Raw genomic sequence first — 20,791 nt, forward strand, 5'->3', positions numbered from 1 at the left:
AGGTCCGGATGACGACGTTCCAGGCTGCGCCGATCCCCGGTGAGCCCCCGCCGCCCGACTCGGTGCGTCCGCGGGAGTCCACGGCCGATGCGCCCACCTCCGTCGCACGCCTGAACGACACGATTCGCGGGTTTATCGAAACCTGGGGTTCGGTCTGGGTCGAGGGCGAGATCACCTCGTGGAACGTCCGCACCGGCAACGTGTTCGGGCGCATGAAGGATCTCGCGACGGATGCCACCATCTCGTTCCGCATCTGGTCCAGCACCCGTCAGCGACTGCCCGCCGACCTGGCCGTCGGCGATCACGTCGTCGCGTGCGTCAAGGCGGACTACTTCTCCAAGACCGGGGACTTCAGCTTCTCGGTGTCCTCCATGCGGCACGTCGGCCTCGGCGATCAGCTCGAGAAGCTGGAGCGGCTCCGGGCGACGCTGCGCACCGAAGGGCTCTTCGACCCCGCCCGCAAGAAGCCCATCCCGTTCCTTCCCCATGTCATCGGGCTCATCACCGGCGAGAAGTCCGACGCCGAGAAGGACGTCCGTCACAACGCGGAGATGCGCTGGCCGCAGGTGCGCTTCCGCATGGCGTACGCCGCGGTGCAGGGCGACCGGTGCGTTCCCGAGACGATCGGCGCGCTGAAGGCCCTGGATGCCGATCCCGCCGTCGATGTCATCGTCATCGCGCGCGGGGGCGGCGACCCGCAGCACCTGCTCGGGTTCAGTGACGAGCGCCTGCTGCGGGCGGTGGCCGCGGCATCCACGCCCGTCGTCAGCGCGATCGGCCACGAGAACGATCACCCGCTGCTGGATGACGTCGCCGACCTGCGCGCGAGCACGCCGACGGATGCCGCCAAGCGCATCGTTCCGGATGTCGTCGAGCAGCGCGCCGCCGTCGCCCAGCTGCGCTCCCGGTTGACCATGCGGCTGTCGCAGCGCGTCGGCCATGACATCGCGCAGCTGGAGCAGCTGCGCTCCCGCCCGGTGCTGCGCTCTCCGGAATCGATGATCGACGCCCGCTCCCAGCACCTGTGGCTGCTGGCGGGCCGCGGGCGTGACACGGTCGAGCGACGGCTGGAGGCGCAGGCGCGCCGGGCCGCCGAGTTGCGCGCGGCGCTGCGCACGCTGTCGCCGGCGTCCACGCTCGCCCGCGGCTACGCGATCGCACACCTCACCGACGGTGTGATCGTCCGTGACTCGGCACAGGCCCAGCCGGGCGCCCAGGTGGTGGTCACGGTGGGGCGCGGCTCGTTCGCCGCTCGTTCGGAGGGTCCCGTCGAGGAGCCCTGACCCGCCGCGGCACCGAACCGCACCCGCGAGCACTCCCCCGGCCCGACTCTAGGATGGAAGCATGAACGCACCGAGCGAAGGCATCGCCGACGTCGCGAGCCTCACGTTCGAGCAGGCCCGCGACGAACTGGTGCGCGTGGTCGCCGAGCTCGAGCAGGGCGCTCCGACCCTCGAGCACTCCCTGGCGCTGTGGGAGCGCGGTGAGGCGCTCGCCGCACGCTGCGAAGAGTGGCTCCTCGGCGCGAAGCGGCGGCTGGAGGCCGCTCGATCCGGCCCCGTCGAGAACGCGGACGCCTGATGGGGCGCAGCTGATGGCCCACGATCCGAAAGTCGTCGCCGAGCTCGGGCGCCCGGAGACCCCCGACGAGGCAGCCGCCCGCAAAGCGGAGTCATCCCGCGTGTACCGGGCGAGCCAGAACACCCGTAATCTGATCGCCGCCCTGCTCGCCACGCTCGCCGTGGTCGCGGTCATCATCTTCGCCGTTCCCCGCGGCGAGCTGCCTCCGCCGCGACCCATCGACGTCGCGGCGATCGCGCAGAACATCGAATCGTCCGAGGGCCGCAGCGTGATCGTGCCCGACGTGCCCGAGGGATGGCTCGTGAACCGCGCGTCCATCGAGGGTGATTCCACGGCGGCCTGGACGATCGTCTATGTGCCCGACGAGGCGTCCGGCTTCCTGCGCGTCGCCCAGGGATTCGACGCCGACCCGGCGTGGCCCACGCGCGTTCTGAGCGGAGCATCGGTCGACTCGACGGTGTCGATCGAAGGCATCGAGTGGGACCGGTACCGTATTCCCGACCCCGCCCGTGCGGGCAACATCTCCGCCGCGCTGAGCACCCAGGCCGGCGAGGACACCATCCTGATCTACGGCTCGACCGACGACGAGCATCTCGAACTGGCCGCCGCCTCCGTCGCCGACCAGATCCGCGCCCTCCGCGCAGACACCGCCGGAAAGGACGCGTCGTGAGCGATCCCACGCCGCTGAAGGCCTGGCAGGAAATGCAGCGCGGCAACGAGCGCTTCGTGGCCGGGGAGCCGCGCCACCCACGGCAGGACGTCGAGCGACGCACCGAGCTGGCCGCCGGCCAGCGCCCCCGCGCCGCCCTCTTCGGCTGTTCCGACTCCCGGCTGTCGGCCGAGATCATCTTCGACAAGGGACTCGGCGACCTGTTCGTCGTGCGCAACGCCGGGCAGGTCATCTCCGACTCGGTGGTCGGCAGCCTGGAGTATGCCGTCGCCGTGCTGCACGTGCCCCTGATCGTCGTGCTCGGTCACGACGAGTGCGGAGCGGTGGATGCCGCGATCCACAGCGTCGACGCGGATGCTCCTGCGCTGCCACCGCGGATCTGGCGTCAGATCGCACCGATCGTCCCGGCTGTTCGTCGCGTCCAGCGTGACGCGCGCGAACGCCAACCCGGGTTCGCAGGGCCACTCGACGCCGAACTGGTCGGCCGTGAGCATCTGCGCGACACGGTGGCCGAGCTGCTGCATTCGTCCGAACTGATCAGCGAGGCCGTCGCCGACGGACGGCTGGCCATCGTCGGCGCGAACTACCGTCTGGCCGAGGGCACCGCCGTGCCTTCCATCACCATGGGCATCGTCGCCGACGAGGCCTGAACACAGTCCGATCTGGAGGAACGACGACGTGACCGACATCGAGTACCGCATCGAGCACGACACCATGGGCGAAGTGCGCGTGCCCAAGGATGCCCTGTATGCGGCACAGACGCAGCGTGCCGTCGAGAACTTCCCGATCTCCGGAGACGCGCTCGACCCGGCGCAGATCGTCGCGCTCGCCCGGATCAAGAAGGCGGCGGCGCTGGCCAACAAGGAGCTGGGCACCCTCGACCCGACCATCGCCGACGCGATCGCACGCGCGGCGGACCGCATCATCGCGGGCGAGTACGCCGACCAGTTCCCGATCGACGTGTACCAGACCGGCAGCGGCACGTCCTCGAACATGAACATGAACGAGGTGCTGGCCACCCTCGCCACCGGCGACCTCGGTTCGCCCGTGCACCCCAACGATCACGTGAACGCGTCGCAGTCCTCCAACGACGTCTTCCCGACGTCGGTGCACCTGGCGGTGACGCAGGAGCTGATCGATGACCTGATCCCCGCCCTGGACCACCTCGCGGTCGCGTTCGAGACGAAGGCCGCGGCCTGGAGCGATGTCGTGAAGTCCGGGCGCACCCACCTGATGGACGCGACCCCGGTCACGCTCGGTCAGGAGTTCGGCGGATACGCACGCCAGATGCGTCTCGGGATCGAACGCGTCCAGTCCGTCCTCCCCCGCGTCGCAGAGGTGCCGCTGGGCGGCACCGCCGTAGGGACCGGCATCAACACCCCGCTCGGCTTTCCGCAGCGCGTGATCGAGCTCATCGTGGCCGACACGGAACTGCCCATCACGGAGGCGAAGGATCACTTCGAGGCGCAGGCCAACCGTGACGGCCTGGTCGAGGCATCCGGCGCGCTGCGCACGATCGCCGTCTCGCTGACCAAGATCAACAACGACATCCGCTGGATGGGTTCGGGACCGAACACCGGCCTGGGCGAGCTGCACATCCCGGATCTGCAGCCGGGCTCCTCGATCATGCCCGGCAAGGTCAACCCGGTGGTCCCCGAGGCGGCGTTGATGGTCTGCGCGCGCGTGATCGGAAACGACGCCACGGTGGCGTGGGCCGGCGCCTCCGGATCGTTCGAGCTGAATGTCGCGATCCCGGTGATGGGCACCGCCCTGCTGGAGTCCATCCGCCTGCTCGCCAACACCATGCGGGTGCTCGCGGACAAGACGATTGACGGGCTCGAAGCCAATGTGGAGCGCGCCGCCGCGTACGCGGGCATGTCCCCGTCGATCGTGACCCCGCTCAACAAGCTGATCGGCTACGAGGCCGCCGCGAAGATCGCCAAGCATTCCGTGGCGAAGGGCATCACGGTGCGTGAGGCCGTCATCGAGCTGGGCTATGTCGATCGCGGTGAGCTGACCCTGCAGCAGCTGGACGACAAGCTCGACCTGCTCTCGATGACCCACCCGGGCTGATCAGCCGAAGACCCCCGCTGGTGTCGCTTCAGCGCGATAATCGGGGGGTGGCTCGCGCGACCCGACCGCTTTCGGCCCGCACTCGGATTCTGGGTGCGATCCTCGCTGTCGCCTGCGTCGGCCTGGCCGTCGTGGGCAGTGTGACGTTCATGGTGCAGCGCGAGCGGGTGCTGGCGGAGGTCCAAGACCGCCTCACCGCGCAGGTGGCCCGACTGCATACGGTCGCCGATGACGATGCGGGCGCAGCGGATGCCGGCGGCTCGGGCACCGCGACGGCCAGCGAGCCACTCGATATCGACGCCTTCACATCGGTCGAGGAGTATCTGCACGCGGCCGTCGCGCGCCTGGTCCCCGCCCGCAACGAGGGCGCGGTGGCGATCGTGGATGGCAAGGCGCGCTTCCGGCCGTCGACCCTGTCGGGCTTCGACATCTCCACGAACGACCAGCTGATCCAGCGGGTGATCGACGACATCGAACGCGAGGGCGAGACGGTCATCGGCACCGTCGCCACCGACCAGGGATCACTGCGGTACATCGCGATCCCGGTGACGATGGCAGGCGACGCGGAGACCGGCATCTACGTCCGCGCCGTGGACCTCGGAGCCGAGCTGGCGCCGGTGACGGCGGCGATCACGACGTATTCGATCGCGGCTGTCGCCGTGCTCATCGCGATCGGGGTCGTCGGCTGGTTCGTCGCGGGCCGCCTGCTCTCCCCGATCCGCGATCTGCGGGATGCGGCCGACGCGGTGACGCTCGATGACCTGTCCGCGCGGCTGTCGCCCCAGGGCAACGACGACATCTCCGACCTCACCCGCACCGTCAACTCCATGCTGGACCGGCTGGAAGGCTCGGTCGACGTGCAGCGCCAGCTGCTGGACGACGTGCGCCACGAGCTGAAGACACCCATCACGATCGTGCGAGGGCACCTCGAGCTGATGAACCCCGGTGACGCGGCCGACGTCGCCAGCACCCGCCAGATCAGCATGGCCGAGCTGGACCGGCTGACGCGGCTGGTCGATGACATCGATCTGCTCGCCACCGTCGAGGGCGACGGTTTCACCATGACCGATGTGGATCTGGCCGCCCTCACCGCCCGCATCGGGGAGCTGGTCTCCGTCATCCCCGACCACGAGTGGAGCGTGGAGGCGCGGGCCGAGGGGCACATCCACGGCGACGAGGATCGTCTTCTGCAGGCATGGCTGCAGCTGGCAGACAACGCGGCGAAATACACCCCGACCGGCTCCGCCATCCAGCTGGGCAGTCGGCTGGACCAGTCCGGTGCTCAGCTGTGGGTCACCGACCACGGCCCCGGCATCCCGCCCGCGCTGCGCCACCGCATCTTCCGCCGTTTCGATCGGGCCCACGGCAAACGGTCGGTGGGCGGCTCCGGCCTCGGACTGGCCATCGTCGACGCGATCGCGAAGGGACATGGCGGGCTCTGCACGGTCACGGACACTCCCGGCGGCGGCGCGACCTTCACGATCTCCCTTCCGCTGCCCACGAGCGAGCTGCCGGCGCCGATCCGCGCCGGAGATGTGGTTCTGCAGAGGGAGGCGGCAGGATGACGAAGATCCTCATCGTCGAAGACGAGCCGCGGATCGCCGATTTCGTCAGTCGTGGTCTGGAAGCGGCCGGCTACATCACGGTGATCGTCGAGGACGGCGCAGAGGCGCTCGAGCGCGGCCTCGGCGACGATATCGACCTGGTGCTTCTGGATGTCGGCCTGCCCACGATGGACGGTTTCGAAGTCCTCCGTCAGATGCGCGCGCAGGGCTCCAACGTTCCGGTGATCATGCTGACGGCCCGCTCCAGCACCCGCGACACGGTCGAGGGATTGGATGCCGGAGCGAACGACTACGTGTCCAAACCGTTCCCGTTCGAGGAGTTGCTCGCACGGGTCCGCTCACGTCTGCGCGAGAGCACGACCAGCGTCGGCGTGGCCGTCTCGCACGGCGACGTCGCGCTGGACATCCTGTCGCGCCGTGCCACGGTCGGGGACCGCGAGGTCGAGCTGTCTGCGCGGGAGTTCGCGCTGGCGGAGCAGTTCCTGCGCAGCCCCGGCCGCGTGCTCAGCCGTGAGCAGCTGCTCAGCAGCGTGTGGGGCCTGGATTTCGACCCCGGCTCCAACGTCGTGGACGTGTACGTGCGATACCTGCGGGGCAAGCTCGGCGCGGCCCACATCGTCACGGTGCGCGGCGCCGGCTACCGTTGGGAGTGACTCCCCCTCCGGGACGAAGAAGCCCCCGGTGTTGGGGGACACCGGGGGCTGGGAGGAGAGACCGGCTTGGGGGAAGCCGACCAGGCAATCGCGTCAGCCTGGGGGAACGCGCGATTGCTCTCTCTTCAATCCGGACATCGACCCAGAAAGGTCGTCTCCGGACGGGTTACCCGATCGGGCGGGAATCTGTGGGTCCGGGCGAGTGCCGACGCGCGGCTCCGGACGGTCGTGACGATCCGGTGCGGTTCCGCGCTCGTTCTCGAGCCTGATCGTGAGCTGCGCGATCCACGCCTCGGTGCGTGCGGGCGTCCATCCCCGCTGCTCCGCCCAGGCGCGCACGGCATCCCACGATCCGGATGCCGCCACTGCTGCGGCCAGTTCGGCCTCCAGCTGCGCGGAAGGCTCGCCCGCGGGTGTCTGCGGAATCACGGGGGCCGCGACCTCCTGGGGGTCCGGCGCAGGAACCGTCTCCGGCTCGGCGGGCAGCGTCACCACCGGCGCCGCCGTGGACGCGCTGGGTGCCGGCGTCGGCACAGCCGCGGGCAGGGGCACGATGACCGGACGGGCGCCGATGGGGGCGCCGGCGGAATCGGCGAGGGCGACCGTGGTACTGATGGCCACCAGGCACACCACGGCAACGCTCGCAGCGACCGTGGCCATGCCACCGATCGCAAGACGCGTCAGACCGTCCACGTGCCATCCTCTGTTCGCGCGCGGTTCTCGCGCACTATCCATGGTGTCAGACCGTGATGAGCAGAAGAGGAGATACGCATGAGACTCTTCTCATGTGCGGGGTCGGGACGTGGGGTCCCGGCCCCGCACAGGAGAGTCTCGGTCAGCGCGTCAGGCCAGTTCCCCGGCCTCGAGCAGGTCGGTGACCAGAGCGGCGATGGCGGAGCGCTCCGAGCGGACGAGCGTGACGTGCCCGAACAGGTCGTGGCCCTTGAGCGTTTCGATCACCGACGCGACGCCGTCGTGGCGGCCCACGCGCAGGTTGTCGCGCTGGCCGACATCGTGCGTCAGCACGACCCGCGAGTTCTGACCCATCCGGCTCAGAACCGTCAGGAGCACGTTGCGCTCGAGCGATTGCGCCTCATCGACGATCACGAAGGAATCGTGCAGCGAACGTCCGCGGATGTGCGTCAGCGGCATGACCTCGAGCAGGCCGCGCTGGATGACCTCTTCGACGACGTTGCCGGAGACCACCGACCCCAGGGTGTCGAACACGGCCTGACCCCACGGGTTCATCTTCTCCCCCTGATCACCCGGCAGGTACCCGAGTTCCTGACCGCCGACGGCGTACAGGGGGCGGAACACGATGATCTTGCGTTGCTGCTGGCGCTCCAGGACCGATTCCAGTCCCGCGCACAGTGCGAGCGCGGACTTGCCGGTTCCGGCCCGGCCGCCCAGCGACACGATCCCCACGTCGGGATCCAGCAGCAGGTCGATCGCGATGCGCTGCTCGGCCGAACGCCCATGCAACCCGAACACGTCCCGGTCGCCGCGCACGAGGCGGTACTGGCCCTCGCCCGTGACACGGCCCAGCGCGGAGCCGCGTTCGGAGTGGATGATCAGACCGGTGTTGACCGGAAGGCCGCGTACCTCGTCGCCCGATGCGATCTCGCTCTCGTACAGGTCGCTGATGTCGTCCCCGGTGACGTCGATGGTGGCGATTCCGGTCCACCCGGAGTCCACCGCCTGCTCGGCCAGATACTCCTCGGCGGTGATCCCGAGTGAGGCGGCTTTCACACGCATGGGCAGGTCCTTGGACACGATCGTGACCTGCTGCCCGTCCTGGGCCAGATGCATGGCGACGGCGAGTATGCGACTGTCGTTGTCGCCCAGCCGCATGCCGGAGGGCAGCACACCGGCGTCGGTGTTGTTCAGTTCGACGCGCAGCGTGCCGTCTTCGCCCACCGGGACGGGGAAGTCGAGCCTGCCGTGCTCCACGCGCAGTTCGTCCAGGTGTCGGAGCGCCTGTCGCGCGAAGTACCCGATCTCCGGGTCGTGCCGCTTGCCCTCGAGTTCGGTGACCACCACGACCGGAATCACGACATCGTGCTCGGCGAAGCGGAAGAACGCCCGCGGATCGCTCAAGAGCACGGAGGTGTCCAGGACGTACGTGCGCAGGTCTTCCGACTGCTCGCCGACCTCGTCGAAATCCTGACGGTGCTGCTGCTCTGGTGCTCGTGTGGTCACAACCCACTCCCGACCCGGGTGGGATCACCCGGCAGTCACGAGTCGACCAGGGGTCACGAGTCGCGATCCGTGAGGCCGACCCGACCGGGCACCTTGCCCGATGACTGAACGCTACGACCGGCGAAACGACAGTCCCGTCACCGACACGCTGCGCGATGTTGCGGCCGGATGAATTCCGTGTGGCCGGGGAGTGCTCACCACGCCCGAGCGGACGAGAACGCAGCCAGCGCGTCACCGAACAGGCGGAGTGTGTCCGCACCGGTGCCGACGTGCGGCGAGACGCGGATCTGGCCGGAGCGGACGGTGACGGTGATGCCGTGGTTGGCCAGGGACGCCGCCAGCGGACCGACATCCTGCGGTGCGGGTGCGAGGGTGACGATGCCAGCGCGACGCTGCGGATCGCGCGGCGTGACGACCGGGATGTCGTAGCGGTCGGCGAAGAAGATGACGTCGGCGGCGCGCTCGGACAGCTCTGCGTCGATGCGTGCGATGCCCACGCCGCTGACGTGACGCAGCGCGGTCGCCAGCCGCGATGCCGCGAGCGCGTCGGGTCTGCTCACCGCGAACGCCTGGGCGGATGCCGCAGGCTGAGGCACGATGTCCAGCGGCAGGTCGCCGTCCACTCCGGCCCAGCCGGACAGGACGGGGGTGATCCGTTCGAGTGCCCGTTCGCCGTACCAGGCGAACGAGGCGCCGCGGCCGGCTCGCAGCCACTTGTAGCCGTTGACGCAGACCACGTCGGCGGCCGCGTAGTCCGCATCGACGGCGCCGAAACCCTGCATCGCGTCGACGATGAGGAGCCGGTCGCCGAGCACCTCGCGCAGCGCGGTGAGGTCGGTGCGGTAACCGGTGCGGAAGTCGACCAGGCTCACCGCCAGAGCGCGCGTGTCGTCGGTGAGCGCGTCGCGGACGAGATCGGGCGTGACGAACCCGTCGGCCGGCTCAAGCCACTGCAGGTCGAGCAAGCCGAGCGCGTCCGCGGCCCGCGTGGCGGTGACGGTGAGGCTCGGGAACTCCGCTCGCGAGAGCATCAGCGCACCGGAGAGCCCGTAGATGGCGTGCATCAGACCGTGCGTGGTGGACGGTTGGAGCACGACCTGCTCCGCGTCCGCAGCGAGCAGCCCCGCGGCCAGCTCTCGTGCCTGCAGCAGGTGCTCGCCGACCAGATCGAAGCCGGCGCGTCGACCCGAGCCGAGCAGCTCGGCATCGGCTCGGACCTCGTCGCGCACCGCCGGCGACAGCGGCCCGTACGCGGCCCAGTCCAGATAACCGGGTTCGGCGTCGAACGAGGCCACGAAAGATTCCAGGTCCGTCACCGTCACCGTCACATTCTGCCACGTGCGGACGCTGCCGCTGGCACCGGGACGCCTCCGGTCAGCTGCCGTAGCGCCGATCCCGCGTCGCGTAGTCGCGGATCGCCCGGAGAAAGTCGACTTCCCGCAGGTCCGGCCCGAGAGCTTCGACGAAGTAGAACTCGCTGTGCGCGGACTGCCACAGCAGGAAGTCGCTCAAGCGCTGCTCGCCGGACGTGCGGATCACGAGGTCGGGGTCGGGCTGGCCGCCCGTGTACAGGTGCTCGCCGATCTGCTCAGGGGTCAGGCTGGCGGCGAGTTGCTCCAGCGACCCGCCGTCCTCGTCGTGCTTGGCGATGATGCTGCGGACGGCGTCCACGATCTCGCCGCGCCCGCCGTAGCCCACCGCCAGGTTGACATGCAGACCGGTGTGATCCTTCGTCCGCTCCTCGGCTGTGGCGAGCACCCTCGCCAGATCCGGCGGCAGAACCTGCGACCGGCCCACGTGCTGCACGCGCCAGTCCCGCTCGTGAGAGAGCCCGTCCGCCAGTTCCGCGATGATCTCGATCAGGTCGGCGAGTTCCTGGCTGTCCCGCTTGCTCAGGTTGTCGGTGGAGAGCAGATACAGCGAGACCACCTGGACGCCGACGTCGTCGCACCATTTCAAGAAGTCGCGCATCTTCGCGGCGCCCGCGCGGTGGCCGTGCGCGGCGGAGTCGTAGCCGAGCTGCCGCGCCCAGCGGCGGTTGCCGTCGATCATCATGGCCACGTGCCGGGGAACGGGGGCGGCGGCAAGCTGTCGACGCAGACGATTGATGTACAGCCGGTAGAGAGGCCCTCTGCCTTCGCTCGACGCGGTCACACGCCTACGCTACCTGCCGCGTGCCGCGCACGTGCCCAGCGGGGCATGCGGCGCCGCGTAGGCTCGGAATGTGGCCCGAAGCACAAGATCCGACGCCGGCGTGATCGAACCGGCGGACGAGGGCGCTGACATGCCGCAGCTCCCCCTTCTGGAGGCGGCCGAGGTCGACGCGACGATGGAGATCCGTCCGACGTGGCGCGGCTGGATCCACGCGGCGACGTTCCCCGTCGCGATCGTCGCCGGCATCCTCCTGATCGTCCTCGCGCAGGGTGCGCCGGCGAAGTGGGCGTGCGCCGTGTTCATGGTGACGTCGTTGCTGCTGTTCGGCAATTCGGCGCTGTACCACCGCTTCGACTGGGGCCCCAGGACCAAGGCCGTCCTCAAGCGGATCGATCACGCCAACATCCTGCTGCTGATCGCCGGCACGTACACGCCGATCGCCGTCCTCGCGCTGCCCACGGACAAGGCGATCATCCTGCTGTCGCTGGTGTGGGGCGGGGCGATCGTCGGCATCCTGTTCCGGGTCTTCTGGATCGACGCCCCCCGGTGGCTGTACGTGGCCCTGTACCTGGTGCTCGGCTGGGCGGCGGTGATGTACATGATCGACCTGTTCCAGGCCAATTCGACCATGATGACGCTGGTCCTGGCGGGCGGCGTGTTGTACACCGGCGGGGCGGTCGTCTACGCGCTCAAACGCCCGAATCCGTGGCCAGGGCACTTCGGCTTCCACGAGATCTTCCACCTCTGCACGGTGCTGGCCTTCCTCTGCCACTGGACCGCCTGCCTGCTGATCGCACTGGCACCGGCCTACCACGGCTGATTGCGGCCGGAGTCCACCACCGTGACGGCGACTCAGGCGTGCGGCGGCTTCGGGCTCGACGGTCCTTGGCCGGGGTCCTCCCCCGGTGCGCCGAAGTCGACGTCCTGGTCGTCGACGTCGGTGGCGCGGACCGCCGCAGCGGCCTGCTCCTCGGCATCCAACTCGGCATTGATGTCGGCGCGCACCCGGCCCCGGCGGATGCGCCGCATCATGTCCCAGATGAGCGCCACCACCGCGAACGCGAGCAGCGCGATCACGACGAAACCCCACGGCCCGGGGGTGACGAGCGCAGGGTCCACGGTCGGCTCGGGCGTCGGCGTGGCCCCGGAGGCGAGGGCGGTGAACGCATTCAGCATGGGTGTGTCCTCGTTCCGCGCGAGAGCGCATAGCCTGGAGACTCCAGCCTAATCTTCACGGCGACGCACCATTCTTTCGACAGGGCCCCATGACCACGCAGGACATGCTCGACGAGCGCTACGGGCGCACGCGATCACCTCGCAGGTCGTGGACCATCGGCATCGTCGCCGCGATCGCCGTCATTCTGGTCGGGCTGTTCGCGTGGATGACGGTGGCCGGCACCCTCGATGATGTGCGCGCGGACGCCACCGGCTTCACCGTGCTGGATCCGCATGCGGTCGAGATCTCGTTCCAGATCACCGCGCCGGAGGGTCGCTCGGTCGCCTGCGCGCTGGAGGCGCAGGACGAGGAGCACGGCGTGGTGGGGTGGAAGATCGTGGAATACCCGGCCTCCGAGCTGCGCTCACGCGCTTTCCGCGAGAAGATCCCGACGACCGCTCCGTCGACGACAGGTTTGGTCAACGCCTGCTGGGTGACGTAGTCTGATTCGACCGAAGTTGACATACGCCCTGGCCGGAGCCGGGGCGTTTTGCCATACCGGCCCCTCTGACCGAAGGAGACACACGTGTCCAACGACGCACCGGTGACGTTCCTGACCCAGGACGCGTACGACCGCCTCGTCGCCGAACTCGAGCGACTCTCGACGACGGGTCGCGAAGAGATCGCCAAGCGCATCGAGTCCGCGCGCGAAGAGGGCGACCTCAAGGAGAACGGCGGCTATCACGCCGCCAAGGACGAGCAGGGCAAGCAGGAAGCCCGCATCCGCACGCTTCAGCACCTGCTCAAGACGGCCACCGTCAGCGAGGCGCCGGAGAGCAACGGTGTGGTCGAACCCGGGACGGTCGTCACGGCCGTGGTCGCCGGCGGCGAAGAGGTCTTCCTGCTGGGCAACCGCGAGATCGCGGTCGACTCGGAGCTCGATGTCTACAGCGAGGCGTCGCCGCTCGGCGCGGCGATCCTCGGACTCAAGGAGGGCGAGAAGACCTCGTACACCGCGCCCAACGGCCGCAGCATCGCGGTCGAGGTCGTGAAGGTCGAGACGTACTCGGGCCAGTGAGTCCGTCGCGCCGGACCGACCTCAGTCGGGTACGACGACCGGACTGAAACCGGCCGCCGACAGGACGGCGATGACGTGAGCCCGGTGCTCCTCGCCCCGCGTCTCCACGCTCAGCTGCAGGATGACCTCGCTGATCTGCAGTCCCTGACCGTGACGCGTGTGCATGACTTCGATCACGTTGGCCCCGGCCTGCGCGAGCAGTTCCGACACTCGCGCGAGCTGTCCCGGGCGATCCGGCAGCGGGATCCGCAGGCTCATGTAGCGACCTGATGCCGCCAGCCCGTGTGAGACGACCCGCTGCAGCAGCAGGGGGTCGATGTTGCCGCCGGACAGCACCGACACGGTCGGACCGGTCGGTGTCACCTTGCCCGCCAGGATTGCCGCGACCCCCACCGCGCCGGCGGGCTCGACCACCTGCTTGGCACGCTCGAGCAGCACCAGGAGGGCGCGGGCGATGTCATCGTCGGTGACGGTGACGACCTCGTCCACGAGCTGGCGGATGATCTCGAACGGGATGTCCCCCGGTCGGGCCACCGCGATCCCGTCCGCGATCGTCGGCAGCGTGTCGACCTGGAGCGGATGCCCGGCTGCGAGCGAGGACGGGTAGGCCGCGGAGTTCTCGGCCTGCACTCCGATGATCCGCACGGTCCGCCCGACCGCGGCAGCGCGCGCCTTGACCGCGGCCGCGACACCGGCGATGAGGCCTCCTCCGCCGATCCCGAGCAGCACCGTGTCCAGATCCGGCACCGCATCGAACAGCTCCAGGCCCAGCGTGCCCTGACCGACGATGATGTCGCGATGGTCGTACGGCGGGATCAGGACGGCACCCGTCCGTTCGGCGAACTCCGCTGCCAGGCGCAGCGGGGTCTCCACGGTGGCGCCGTCCAGGATGACGTCGGCACCGTACCCGCGGGTGGCCAGCAGCTTGGGTACCGGGACGCCGAGCGGCATGAAGATCGTGGCCGCGATGCCCAGAGCCTGCGCCGCCAGCGCGACGCCCTGTGCGTGGTTGCCCGCCGACGCTGCCACGACCCCGCGCGCGCGCTCCTCGGCGGTCAGACGGGACAGCCGATAGGTCGCCCCACGGATCTTGAAGGACCCGGTCCGCTGCAGATTCTCCAGCTTGAGATGCACGGGCACGCCCATCAGCTCGGACAGGTGCAGCGACTGGTCGATGGGCGTGCGTGTGATCACGCCGTCGAGGAAGGCAGCGGCGTCCTCGAACTCCGCCAGGGTCGGGATACTCAAGAACGAACCTTCCTTGGGCGGGGCACGGTCGTCCAGATCAGGTCGCGCGAGGACGCCCGCCCGCCGCCCTCCCACGTTCGACCGGTGATGTAGACGGCGAAGACATTGACGAAGGCGGCCAGCGGCACGGCGAACAGGGCCCCGGGGATGCCGGCGATCAGAGCGCCGCCGGCCACCACCAGGACGACGGCGAGGGGGTGGACCTTGACGGCCGAGCCCATGAGCAGCGGCTGCAGGACGTGCCCCTCGATCTGCTGCACCGCCAGGACGACGACCAGCATCCACAGCGCGATCCAGGCGCCGTTGTACACCAGCGCCAAGAACACCGCCAGGGCACCGGTGACCACCGCGCCGACGATGGGGACGAACGCGCCGAGGAAGACCAGCACCGCGACGGGGATCGCCAGCGGAACCCCCAGCAGGAAGGCGCCGAGCCCGATGCCGACCGCGTCGATGGTGGCCACCAGCAGCTGGGTGCGCGAGTAGTTGACCACCATGACCCAGCCGGCGCGCGCGGCTCCGTCCACGGCGGGTCGGGCACGCTGCGGGAACAGCCGCGTGGTCCATCGCCAGATGCCCCCGCCGTCGGCGAGCAGGCACAGCAGGATGAACAGGGACAGCAGTGCTCCGACGGCGACGTGACCGAGCGTGGTCCCGAGCGCGAGAGCCCCGGACAGCAGGAGTTCCGCCTGCTCCTGCACAAGCGTCAGCGACTGGCCCAGCAGGTCATCGATCTGACTCGCGGTCAGGTGCAGCGGCCCATCGATCAGGTACTGACGGAACTGCTCGAGGGCCTCGACCGTGCGGGTCTGCACGGAGGACCACTCGCGGGTCACCTGCCAGATCACCAGCCACAGCAGGCCGGCGACGATGGCCAGGGTGCCGAGGATCGATATCGCGATCGCAAGCCAGCGCGGCACCCGGTGTCGCAGCATCCACGCGAAGGCCGGCCACAGCAACGCGGTCACCAGGATGGAGATCAGCAGCGGGATGACCAGCAGCTTCAGCTGGATGACGAGCCAGATCGCGACGCCGACGGCCGCTGCCACCACCAGAAAACGCCACGCGTACGCGGTCGCAACCCGAAGCCCGCGCGGAATGGTTCCCGACAACTCGGAGGTGACCACCCGATTGCGGTCCCGGAGTGCATCGAAGAGGGAGCTTCGAGGCTGGTTGTCGGGGCCACTGCTCATCCCGCCAGTCTAGAGTCGAGCCGGGTCAATGCCGCGAAGCGGCGTTGAGGCGGCTCGACTCTAGATCGAGTAGGCCGCGCAGCGGCCGCATCGAGATCCACTCCCCCGCCGGCCGGATCCACGCCGCGGGCGTGTCGGACTCAGCCACTAGGCTTGCCGCCGTGAAGGAGTCGCTGAGCCTGCCGGAGGCGCGCCGGATCGCCCTGGCCGCTCAGGGTTTCGCGCAGCCCGCCCCGACGGTTGCCGGAACGCGGCAGCTGAATCTCGCCCTCACGCGGATGGCGACCCTGCAGATCGACTCGGTCAACGTCTTCGCTCGATCGCACTACATGCCGCTGTTCTCGCGGCTGGGGCCCTACGACACCGCGGCGCTGGACAAGCTCCTGTTCTCGCGGCGGGCACCGTACGTCGAATACTGGGCGCACGTCGCGTCGTTCATCCCCGCCGTCGACTGGGGTCTGTTCCGCTTTCGGATGGATGACCTGCGGGCGAAATACGGCAGCGAGCCGGACAGCTGGTACCAGACTCACCGCGAGATCGTGGATTGGGTTCGCGCCGAGCTGGCCGATCGCGGACCCCTTCGTCCGGCGCAGATCGAGCACGATGCCGGAACGACGGCGCGCGGACCGTGGTGGGACTGGGATGTCGTGAAGCGGGCGTTGGAGTATCTCTGGCTCTTCGGCGAGGTGGCCATCGCCGGGCGCCGCGGTTTCGAGCGACGCTACGGTCTGGCCGAGGATGTCGTGCCCGCCGAGGTGCTCGCCGCACCGGTACCCCGTGATCACGCCATTGCCGAGCTGATCGCGCGCGCCGCGAAAGCGTACGGGGTGGCCACGGCATCCGATCTCGCCGACTACTGGCGCCTGAAAGACCGCGGCGCGGTGGTGTCCGCCATCCGCAACCTCGAGGACTCGGGGGTACTGCGGCCGGTCACCGTCCAGGGATGGCAGGCTGCGGGGCGACCCGCCAAAGCATGGATGCACAGCAGCGCCTCTGTGCCGCGGAGGGTGGATGCCGCGGCGATCCTGACCCCGTTCGATCCGGTGGTCTGGTTCCGCGACCGCGCGCAGCGCCTGTTCGACTTCGACTACCGCATCGAGATCTACACGCCCGCGCCGCGCCGACGCTACGGGTACTACTCGCTGCCTGTGCTGATCGACGATGACATCGTCGGACGCGTGGACCTGAAGGCCGACCGCGGCGCCTCGACCCTGCTGGTCCAGTCCGCATGGTGGGAGCCTGATCACCCCACGGATGCCGCCGCCCGCCTCGCCGACGTGCTCCGGGATGCCGCGCGCTGGCAGGGGCTGAACGCGGTCTCGGTCTCGCGGTGGGGGGACGCGGCCGATGATCTGGCCGGCGCGATGCCGGAGGCCCGGCGACACGAGGCCGGTGCCGCGGCGGCGATCCCGCTGGAGCGGGACGAACCGGCGCCGGAGGATCGAGCCGGCGCTAGCGTGGAGGCGTGAAGCGCACCGCGACCGTCTGGATCGCCGCGGGTGCAGCCGTCCTGCTGGTGATCGCCGGGGCGCTGGCCTGGTGGTCGCTCAGCCGGCCGCCCAGCGCGGAGGATGCCGCTCGCAGCTACCTCACCGCGCTCGCCGGGGGCGATTTCGCGACGATCGACGCCATGCGCGGCAACGACGTGGACGAGGACGCCGAGCGGGTTCTGATGGACTCGTTCGCCGGCGCCGACGCGTACGCCTCGGAAACCCGAGTCGAGGAGATCACGACCGGCGCCGATGCGACGACTGTGCGCGCATCGGCCGTGATCGCCGGGGAGCGCCGCGAGGTGTCCTTCGCACTCCGAGACGACGGCGGCCGGTGGGAGCTCACCGGCGACTACCTGGCGTCTCTCGAGGTGACCGTGGTGTCCGCCGCGGGCACGCCGCTCGGGGATTCCGCGTGGGTGGGCGGTGCGCTGGCGCCGACGGCGCGCCCCATCCTGCTGCTGCCCGCCGAGTATCCGGTTCGCCCCGCGCCCCGCGGACTCCTGACCGGCGAAGCCTCCGTCGCGCTCAGCACCGACGAGCCCGCCGCTGTGCGCATCAACGCATCCATCGCCCCGGACGCGACCGCTGCCGGCCAAGCGCAGCTGAACGCGTACGCGGACGCGTGCACGCAGCCGGCGTCCGCGGTGCCCCCCGACTGCGGCCTGCGGGTGCCCTGGGCGGCCGACCTGGCCACACTGGAGTCCATCGCCTTCCGGATCGAACAGCTGCCCGTGCTCGCCTTCGCCCCCGACCAGCGCACGTTCGCCGCAACCGGTGGCGTCGTGGTGGCCACCGCCACCGGGCTGACCTCTGACGGCGGTGCAACGAGCTTCACCTATCGCGCGGACGACTGGTCATTGCGTGGGACGGTGACTTTCCGCGGCGACGAGATGGTGCTCGCACTGGACTGACCGCCTCGGCCTGCCACCGCCGCTCCGGAGTCAGGATCCCGGGATGCCGGTCACCTCCAGCCCGAGCCAGGCGGCGAGATCCTGCACCTCCAGCTCCACCGCCGCCGCGACCTCGGCCGTGAACGGCTCGTCGTGATGGATGGCGGAGACGCGGAAGACCCCGGCTTTGCGGTCTGCCGCGGCATCCAGCTTTCCGATCAGCCGATCGCCGTGGAGGATCGGCAGCGCGAAGTACCCCCATCGGCGCTGCGCGGCGGGTTTGTACATCTCCACGACGTACTCGAAGTCGAACAGCTCCTGAGCGCGGGCACGGTCGAAGACCAGCCGGTCGAACGGCGAGAGCAGTGCGGTGCGCGGCTGGAAGGGATCGGGCGGGTGCAGCAGTGTCGGGTCAACGCGCCAACTGCCCGGGACTCCCTCCACCACGGCCTCCTCCCCCGCCGTCCCGACATCCAGCGGCTCAACCGGCTGGCGTGGCGCCTTCGCGCGGGCCAGCCCGAGGTACCCCAGCCTCCGCTCGGCACGCAGGCGACCCGCCTCCTCCGCGGAGAGCTCGACGGTGTCGGTGGGGTAGACGCGCTCGGCGACATCCCATACCCGCTCCTTGCCCTCCCGGCCGGAGATCGCCACCTCGCCGCGGAGCACCAGGAACTCGAGCATCTGGGTGACGTTCCTGTTGTTCGTCCAGCCCGTGGACTTCCAGCCGACCTGACTGGTGTCCGGGATCTGGCCCGTGCGCACAGGCCCCTCGCTGCGCAGTCGAGCGAGCACGTCGCGGCGGAAGCGGTCGTTGGCGGCCAGCCACTCGCGGTGCTGACGGTACGGTGGCCACGCGCGCATCAGCGGCCGGAAGAGCGCCAGGTCGGCCATCGGCCGGTAGAAGCCCGCCCACTCGAACACCGCGCGGTCGTCTTCGGTGACGCGCATCAGATCCGCCGCCTGGTAGGGCCATCCGATCCGGCTCCACAGGATGTGGTCGGCGCTGGGAGCGACCGCCGCGGTCGGGTCGATGTTCACCAGAGACAGGCCGTCGACGGCTTCGACGATCCCACCCGGACGATCTGCCGTGAGCAGCTGAGCGCGCACGGCGATGCGACGCGCCTCCTCGCGGGTGAGTCGATGCATACCGGCGAGGATAGCGGTGGGCGACGACGTGGCGGAGGCAGCGGGCCAGGGTCTTAGAACGTCCCGCCCATGGTCCTGAGCCGTTCGATCCGGTCGGGGATCGGCGGGTGGGTGGAGAACATCCGGGCCAGCGCATTGGGTTTCAGCGGATCCGCGATCCACAGGTGCGCCATCGACGTACTGGCTTTCTGCAGCGGGCGCCCGTACTCCGCGAGCTTGCCCAGCGCTGATGCGAGCGCGTCCGGATCCCGGGTGGTCATCGCGCTGGTGGCGTCGGCGAGATACTCGCGCTGACGCGAGATGGCCGCCTGGACAGCGCCTGCCAGCAGCGGGGCGACCAGGGCGGCCACCACACCGAAGACCACGAAGAGCAGCTGCGCCTGGTTGTTGCCGCTGCGACGGGCTCCCCCGAAGAACGCGAGGCGCAGGAACAGGTCGGCCAGGATGCCCACCGCGACGACCAGCCCGAAGACGATCAGCGAGACGCGGATGTCGTAATTGCGGATGTGTCCGAGCTCGTGGCCGAGCACGCCTTCGAGCTCGCGGTCGGTCATCAGTTCGAACAGGCCGGTCGTCACGGTGATCGAGGCCTCTTCGGGTTTGCGGCCGGTGGCGAACGCGTTCGGTGCCGGATCATCCACGACGTACAGCTTCGGCATCACCGTGCCGGTGGTGATGCACAGGTTCTCCACGATCCGGTAGTAGCGCGGGGCATCGCTGCGCTCCACCTGGACGGCACCTGCCATCGCCAGAGCCTCGCGGTCCGCGAAGAAGTACTGGAAGGTCGCGTACCCGGCCGCGAACACGAGGATGAACGCGGTGATCCACCAGTTGTTGCCGGCCAGCCAGCCGGCGAGGACACCGATCCCGCCCAGGAACAGTACGAAGCCGATCAGGATGAACCACGTGTTGCGCTTGTTGCGGGCGATGGCGGTGTACATCAGCGGTTTCCGCGGAGGCCCACGGGATCTCGATACGCCGTCCGCGGGGCGGCTACACGAGCCTGACACTCGAGCGCATCATCGTGGCCTCGCACAGTGATCCGCTCGGCGTCAGAACTGAACCCGCGGCGGCTCCGCGATCGCCGCGCCGTCCACGACTTCGAAGAACTCGCGCTCGTGGAAGCCCAGGTTGCGGGCGAAGAGATTGTTCGGGAACACCTTGATCTTGGTGTTCAGCTCCCGCACGCCGCCGTTGTAGAACCGGCGGGACGCCTGGATCTTGTCCTCGGTATCGACGATGGACTGCTGCAGCTGCAGGAAGTTCTGGCTCGCCTGCAGCTGCGGATACGCTTCGGCGACTGCGAAAAGCGACTTCAGCGCCTGCTGCATGTGCCCTTCGGCCACACCCGCCTCGGCGGGACCCCCCGCCGTCAGCGTCTCAGCCCGGGCACGGGTGACATTCTCGAAGACGGCCTTCTCATGCGCCGCGTAGCCCTTGACGGCCTCGATCAGGTTGGGCAGCAGGTCGGCCCTGCGTTTCAGCTGGACTGTGATGTCGCTCCACGCCTCGTCGACGCGTACGTTCAGCGCGACGAGCGAGTTGTAGGTCGCCCACAGGTAGATGCCGACGATGACGACCAGCGCCACAACGATCAGTACTGGGATAAGCCATTCCCACATAGCGTGCGACTCCGTTCGAGGTTTGTCTCATCCTAGCGAGGCGCACCGGGCTTCATGAGAGCCGTCTCAC

General features: G+C 69.4%; 22 protein-coding genes. 12 read left to right on the top strand and 10 right to left on the bottom strand.

Going from position 1 to position 20,791, the window contains the following annotated elements; all coding sequences use genetic code 11:
- Positions 1-8: 8 nt before the first annotated feature.
- The 7 genes from xseA (at position 9) to QNO12_RS10135 (ending at position 6,542) form a co-directional block, all read left to right on the top strand.
- Positions 9-1,283 carry an exodeoxyribonuclease VII large subunit gene (xseA, locus tag QNO12_RS10105; RefSeq protein WP_257502377.1) on the top strand — a complete coding sequence of 425 codons (1,275 nt, stop codon included), beginning with the start codon at positions 9-11 and terminating at the stop codon, positions 1,281-1,283.
- 61 nt (positions 1,284-1,344) lie between these two features.
- Positions 1,345-1,581: an exodeoxyribonuclease VII small subunit gene (locus QNO12_RS10110; RefSeq protein ID WP_257502376.1), complete on the top strand. Its 237-nt coding sequence runs from the start codon at positions 1,345-1,347 to the stop codon at positions 1,579-1,581.
- A gap of 13 nt (positions 1,582-1,594) precedes the next feature.
- A complete protein-coding gene (locus QNO12_RS10115) occupies positions 1,595-2,251 on the top strand; it encodes a DUF4245 family protein (RefSeq protein ID WP_257502375.1) in 657 nt (218 codons plus the stop codon).
- Positions 2,248-2,901: a carbonic anhydrase gene (locus tag QNO12_RS10120; RefSeq protein WP_257502374.1), complete on the top strand. Its 654-nt coding sequence runs from the start codon at positions 2,248-2,250 to the stop codon at positions 2,899-2,901. Before QNO12_RS10115 ends, QNO12_RS10120 begins: the two co-directional genes overlap by 4 nt.
- 28 nt (positions 2,902-2,929) lie before the next feature.
- Positions 2,930-4,324 carry a class II fumarate hydratase gene (locus tag QNO12_RS10125; protein WP_257502373.1) on the top strand — a complete coding sequence of 465 codons (1,395 nt, stop codon included), beginning with the start codon at positions 2,930-2,932 and terminating at the stop codon, positions 4,322-4,324.
- 47 nt (positions 4,325-4,371) lie between these two features.
- Entirely contained in the window at positions 4,372-5,889 is a 1,518-nt protein-coding gene (locus tag QNO12_RS10130; protein ID WP_257502372.1) for a sensor histidine kinase, read from the top strand.
- Complete coding sequence (locus QNO12_RS10135; RefSeq protein WP_257502371.1) at positions 5,886-6,542, top strand: response regulator transcription factor; 657 nt, start codon at positions 5,886-5,888, stop codon at positions 6,540-6,542. Before QNO12_RS10130 ends, QNO12_RS10135 begins: the two co-directional genes overlap by 4 nt.
- Before the next feature lie 93 nt (positions 6,543-6,635).
- On the opposite strand, the gene QNO12_RS10140 is transcribed toward QNO12_RS10135, so the two are convergent.
- From QNO12_RS10140 to QNO12_RS10155, 4 genes are all read right to left on the bottom strand, one after another.
- Positions 6,636-7,235, bottom strand: a complete 600-nt coding sequence (locus QNO12_RS10140) for a hypothetical protein (protein ID WP_257502370.1) — start codon at positions 7,233-7,235, stop codon at positions 6,636-6,638.
- 150 nt (positions 7,236-7,385) lie between these two features.
- Positions 7,386-8,741: an RNA 5'-3' helicase PhoH2 gene (gene phoH2, locus QNO12_RS10145; protein WP_257502369.1), complete on the bottom strand. Its 1,356-nt coding sequence runs from the start codon at positions 8,739-8,741 to the stop codon at positions 7,386-7,388.
- 194 nt (positions 8,742-8,935) lie between these two features.
- The gene (locus QNO12_RS10150) at positions 8,936-10,063 is read right to left on the bottom strand and encodes an aminotransferase class V-fold PLP-dependent enzyme (protein ID WP_257502368.1); all 1,128 of its coding nucleotides are present in this window, start codon (positions 10,061-10,063) and stop codon (positions 8,936-8,938) included.
- 52 nt (positions 10,064-10,115) lie between these two features.
- Positions 10,116-10,895 (bottom strand): isoprenyl transferase, encoded by a 780-nt coding sequence (locus QNO12_RS10155; RefSeq protein WP_257502367.1) that lies wholly within the window; start codon positions 10,893-10,895, stop codon positions 10,116-10,118.
- Positions 10,896-11,025: 130 nt separating this feature from the next.
- Here QNO12_RS10155 and trhA point away from each other — a divergent pair, with 130 nt between their 5' ends.
- Positions 11,026-11,715: a PAQR family membrane homeostasis protein TrhA gene (gene trhA, locus QNO12_RS10160; RefSeq protein WP_257502629.1), complete on the top strand. Its 690-nt coding sequence runs from the start codon at positions 11,026-11,028 to the stop codon at positions 11,713-11,715.
- Between the two features lie 32 nt (positions 11,716-11,747).
- Here trhA and QNO12_RS10165 read toward each other — a convergent pair whose 3' ends face one another.
- A complete protein-coding gene (locus QNO12_RS10165; RefSeq protein ID WP_257502366.1) occupies positions 11,748-12,071 on the bottom strand; it encodes a hypothetical protein in 324 nt (107 codons plus the stop codon).
- Between the two features lie 89 nt (positions 12,072-12,160).
- Between QNO12_RS10165 and QNO12_RS10170 the strand changes: the two genes are divergently transcribed.
- Together QNO12_RS10170 and greA are read left to right on the top strand one after the other, a co-directional pair.
- On the top strand, positions 12,161-12,553 hold the full coding sequence (locus QNO12_RS10170) for a DUF4307 domain-containing protein (RefSeq protein ID WP_257502365.1): 393 nt from the start codon (positions 12,161-12,163) through the stop codon (positions 12,551-12,553).
- Between the two features lie 84 nt (positions 12,554-12,637).
- On the top strand, positions 12,638-13,129 hold the full coding sequence (gene greA / locus QNO12_RS10175; protein ID WP_257502364.1) for a transcription elongation factor GreA: 492 nt from the start codon (positions 12,638-12,640) through the stop codon (positions 13,127-13,129).
- 21 nt (positions 13,130-13,150) lie between these two features.
- On the opposite strand, the gene ilvA is transcribed toward greA, so the two are convergent.
- Both ilvA and QNO12_RS10185 read right to left on the bottom strand, forming a co-directional pair.
- Positions 13,151-14,377 (bottom strand): threonine ammonia-lyase, encoded by a 1,227-nt coding sequence (gene ilvA, locus QNO12_RS10180; protein WP_257502363.1) that lies wholly within the window; start codon positions 14,375-14,377, stop codon positions 13,151-13,153.
- Positions 14,374-15,570: an AI-2E family transporter gene (locus QNO12_RS10185; RefSeq protein ID WP_257502362.1), complete on the bottom strand. Its 1,197-nt coding sequence runs from the start codon at positions 15,568-15,570 to the stop codon at positions 14,374-14,376. Before QNO12_RS10185 ends, ilvA begins: the two co-directional genes overlap by 4 nt.
- A 161-nt stretch (positions 15,571-15,731) precedes the next feature.
- Here QNO12_RS10185 and QNO12_RS10190 point away from each other — a divergent pair, with 161 nt between their 5' ends.
- Both QNO12_RS10190 and QNO12_RS10195 read left to right on the top strand, forming a co-directional pair.
- Positions 15,732-17,039 carry a winged helix-turn-helix domain-containing protein gene (locus QNO12_RS10190; protein WP_257502361.1) on the top strand — a complete coding sequence of 436 codons (1,308 nt, stop codon included), beginning with the start codon at positions 15,732-15,734 and terminating at the stop codon, positions 17,037-17,039.
- Complete coding sequence (locus tag QNO12_RS10195; RefSeq protein WP_257502360.1) at positions 17,036-17,974, top strand: hypothetical protein; 939 nt, start codon at positions 17,036-17,038, stop codon at positions 17,972-17,974. The genes QNO12_RS10190 and QNO12_RS10195 overlap by 4 nt, the downstream gene beginning before the upstream one ends.
- A gap of 30 nt (positions 17,975-18,004) precedes the next feature.
- On the opposite strand, the gene QNO12_RS10200 is transcribed toward QNO12_RS10195, so the two are convergent.
- From QNO12_RS10200 to QNO12_RS10210, 3 genes are all read right to left on the bottom strand, one after another.
- Entirely contained in the window at positions 18,005-19,099 is a 1,095-nt protein-coding gene (locus tag QNO12_RS10200) for a DNA glycosylase AlkZ-like family protein (RefSeq protein ID WP_257502359.1), read from the bottom strand.
- A gap of 53 nt (positions 19,100-19,152) precedes the next feature.
- A complete protein-coding gene (locus tag QNO12_RS10205) occupies positions 19,153-20,040 on the bottom strand; it encodes a M48 family metalloprotease (protein ID WP_257502358.1) in 888 nt (295 codons plus the stop codon).
- A 111-nt stretch (positions 20,041-20,151) separates the two neighbouring features.
- Positions 20,152-20,721 carry a LemA family protein gene (locus tag QNO12_RS10210; protein WP_257502357.1) on the bottom strand — a complete coding sequence of 190 codons (570 nt, stop codon included), beginning with the start codon at positions 20,719-20,721 and terminating at the stop codon, positions 20,152-20,154.
- Between the last annotated feature and the right edge of the window lie 70 nt (positions 20,722-20,791).

It is taken from the genome of Microbacterium sp. zg-B185 (genome assembly GCF_030246885.1).
Classification (GTDB): Bacteria; Actinomycetota; Actinomycetes; order Actinomycetales; family Microbacteriaceae; genus Microbacterium.

What these genes read in the sequence shown, in the direction of transcription:
- xseA (WP_257502377.1), top strand. Translation starts at nt 9, where the DNA reads ATGACGACGTTCCAGGCTGCGCCGATCCCCGGTGAGCCCCCGCCGCCC.
- QNO12_RS10110 (WP_257502376.1), top strand. Translation starts at nt 1,345, where the DNA reads ATGAACGCACCGAGCGAAGGCATCGCCGACGTCGCGAGCCTCACGTTC.
- QNO12_RS10115 (WP_257502375.1), top strand. Translation starts at nt 1,595, where the DNA reads ATGGCCCACGATCCGAAAGTCGTCGCCGAGCTCGGGCGCCCGGAGACC.
- QNO12_RS10135 (WP_257502371.1), top strand. Translation starts at nt 5,886, where the DNA reads ATGACGAAGATCCTCATCGTCGAAGACGAGCCGCGGATCGCCGATTTC.
- trhA (WP_257502629.1), top strand. Translation starts at nt 11,026, where the DNA reads ATGCCGCAGCTCCCCCTTCTGGAGGCGGCCGAGGTCGACGCGACGATG.
- QNO12_RS10165 (WP_257502366.1), bottom strand. Translation starts at nt 12,071, where the DNA reads ATGCTGAATGCGTTCACCGCCCTCGCCTCCGGGGCCACGCCGACGCCC.
- QNO12_RS10170 (WP_257502365.1), top strand. Translation starts at nt 12,161, where the DNA reads ATGACCACGCAGGACATGCTCGACGAGCGCTACGGGCGCACGCGATCA.
- QNO12_RS10185 (WP_257502362.1), bottom strand. Translation starts at nt 15,570, where the DNA reads ATGAGCAGTGGCCCCGACAACCAGCCTCGAAGCTCCCTCTTCGATGCA.
- QNO12_RS10200 (WP_257502359.1), bottom strand. Translation starts at nt 19,099, where the DNA reads ATGCATCGACTCACCCGCGAGGAGGCGCGTCGCATCGCCGTGCGCGCT.
- QNO12_RS10205 (WP_257502358.1), bottom strand. Translation starts at nt 20,040, where the DNA reads ATGTACACCGCCATCGCCCGCAACAAGCGCAACACGTGGTTCATCCTG.
- QNO12_RS10210 (WP_257502357.1), bottom strand. Translation starts at nt 20,721, where the DNA reads ATGTGGGAATGGCTTATCCCAGTACTGATCGTTGTGGCGCTGGTCGTC.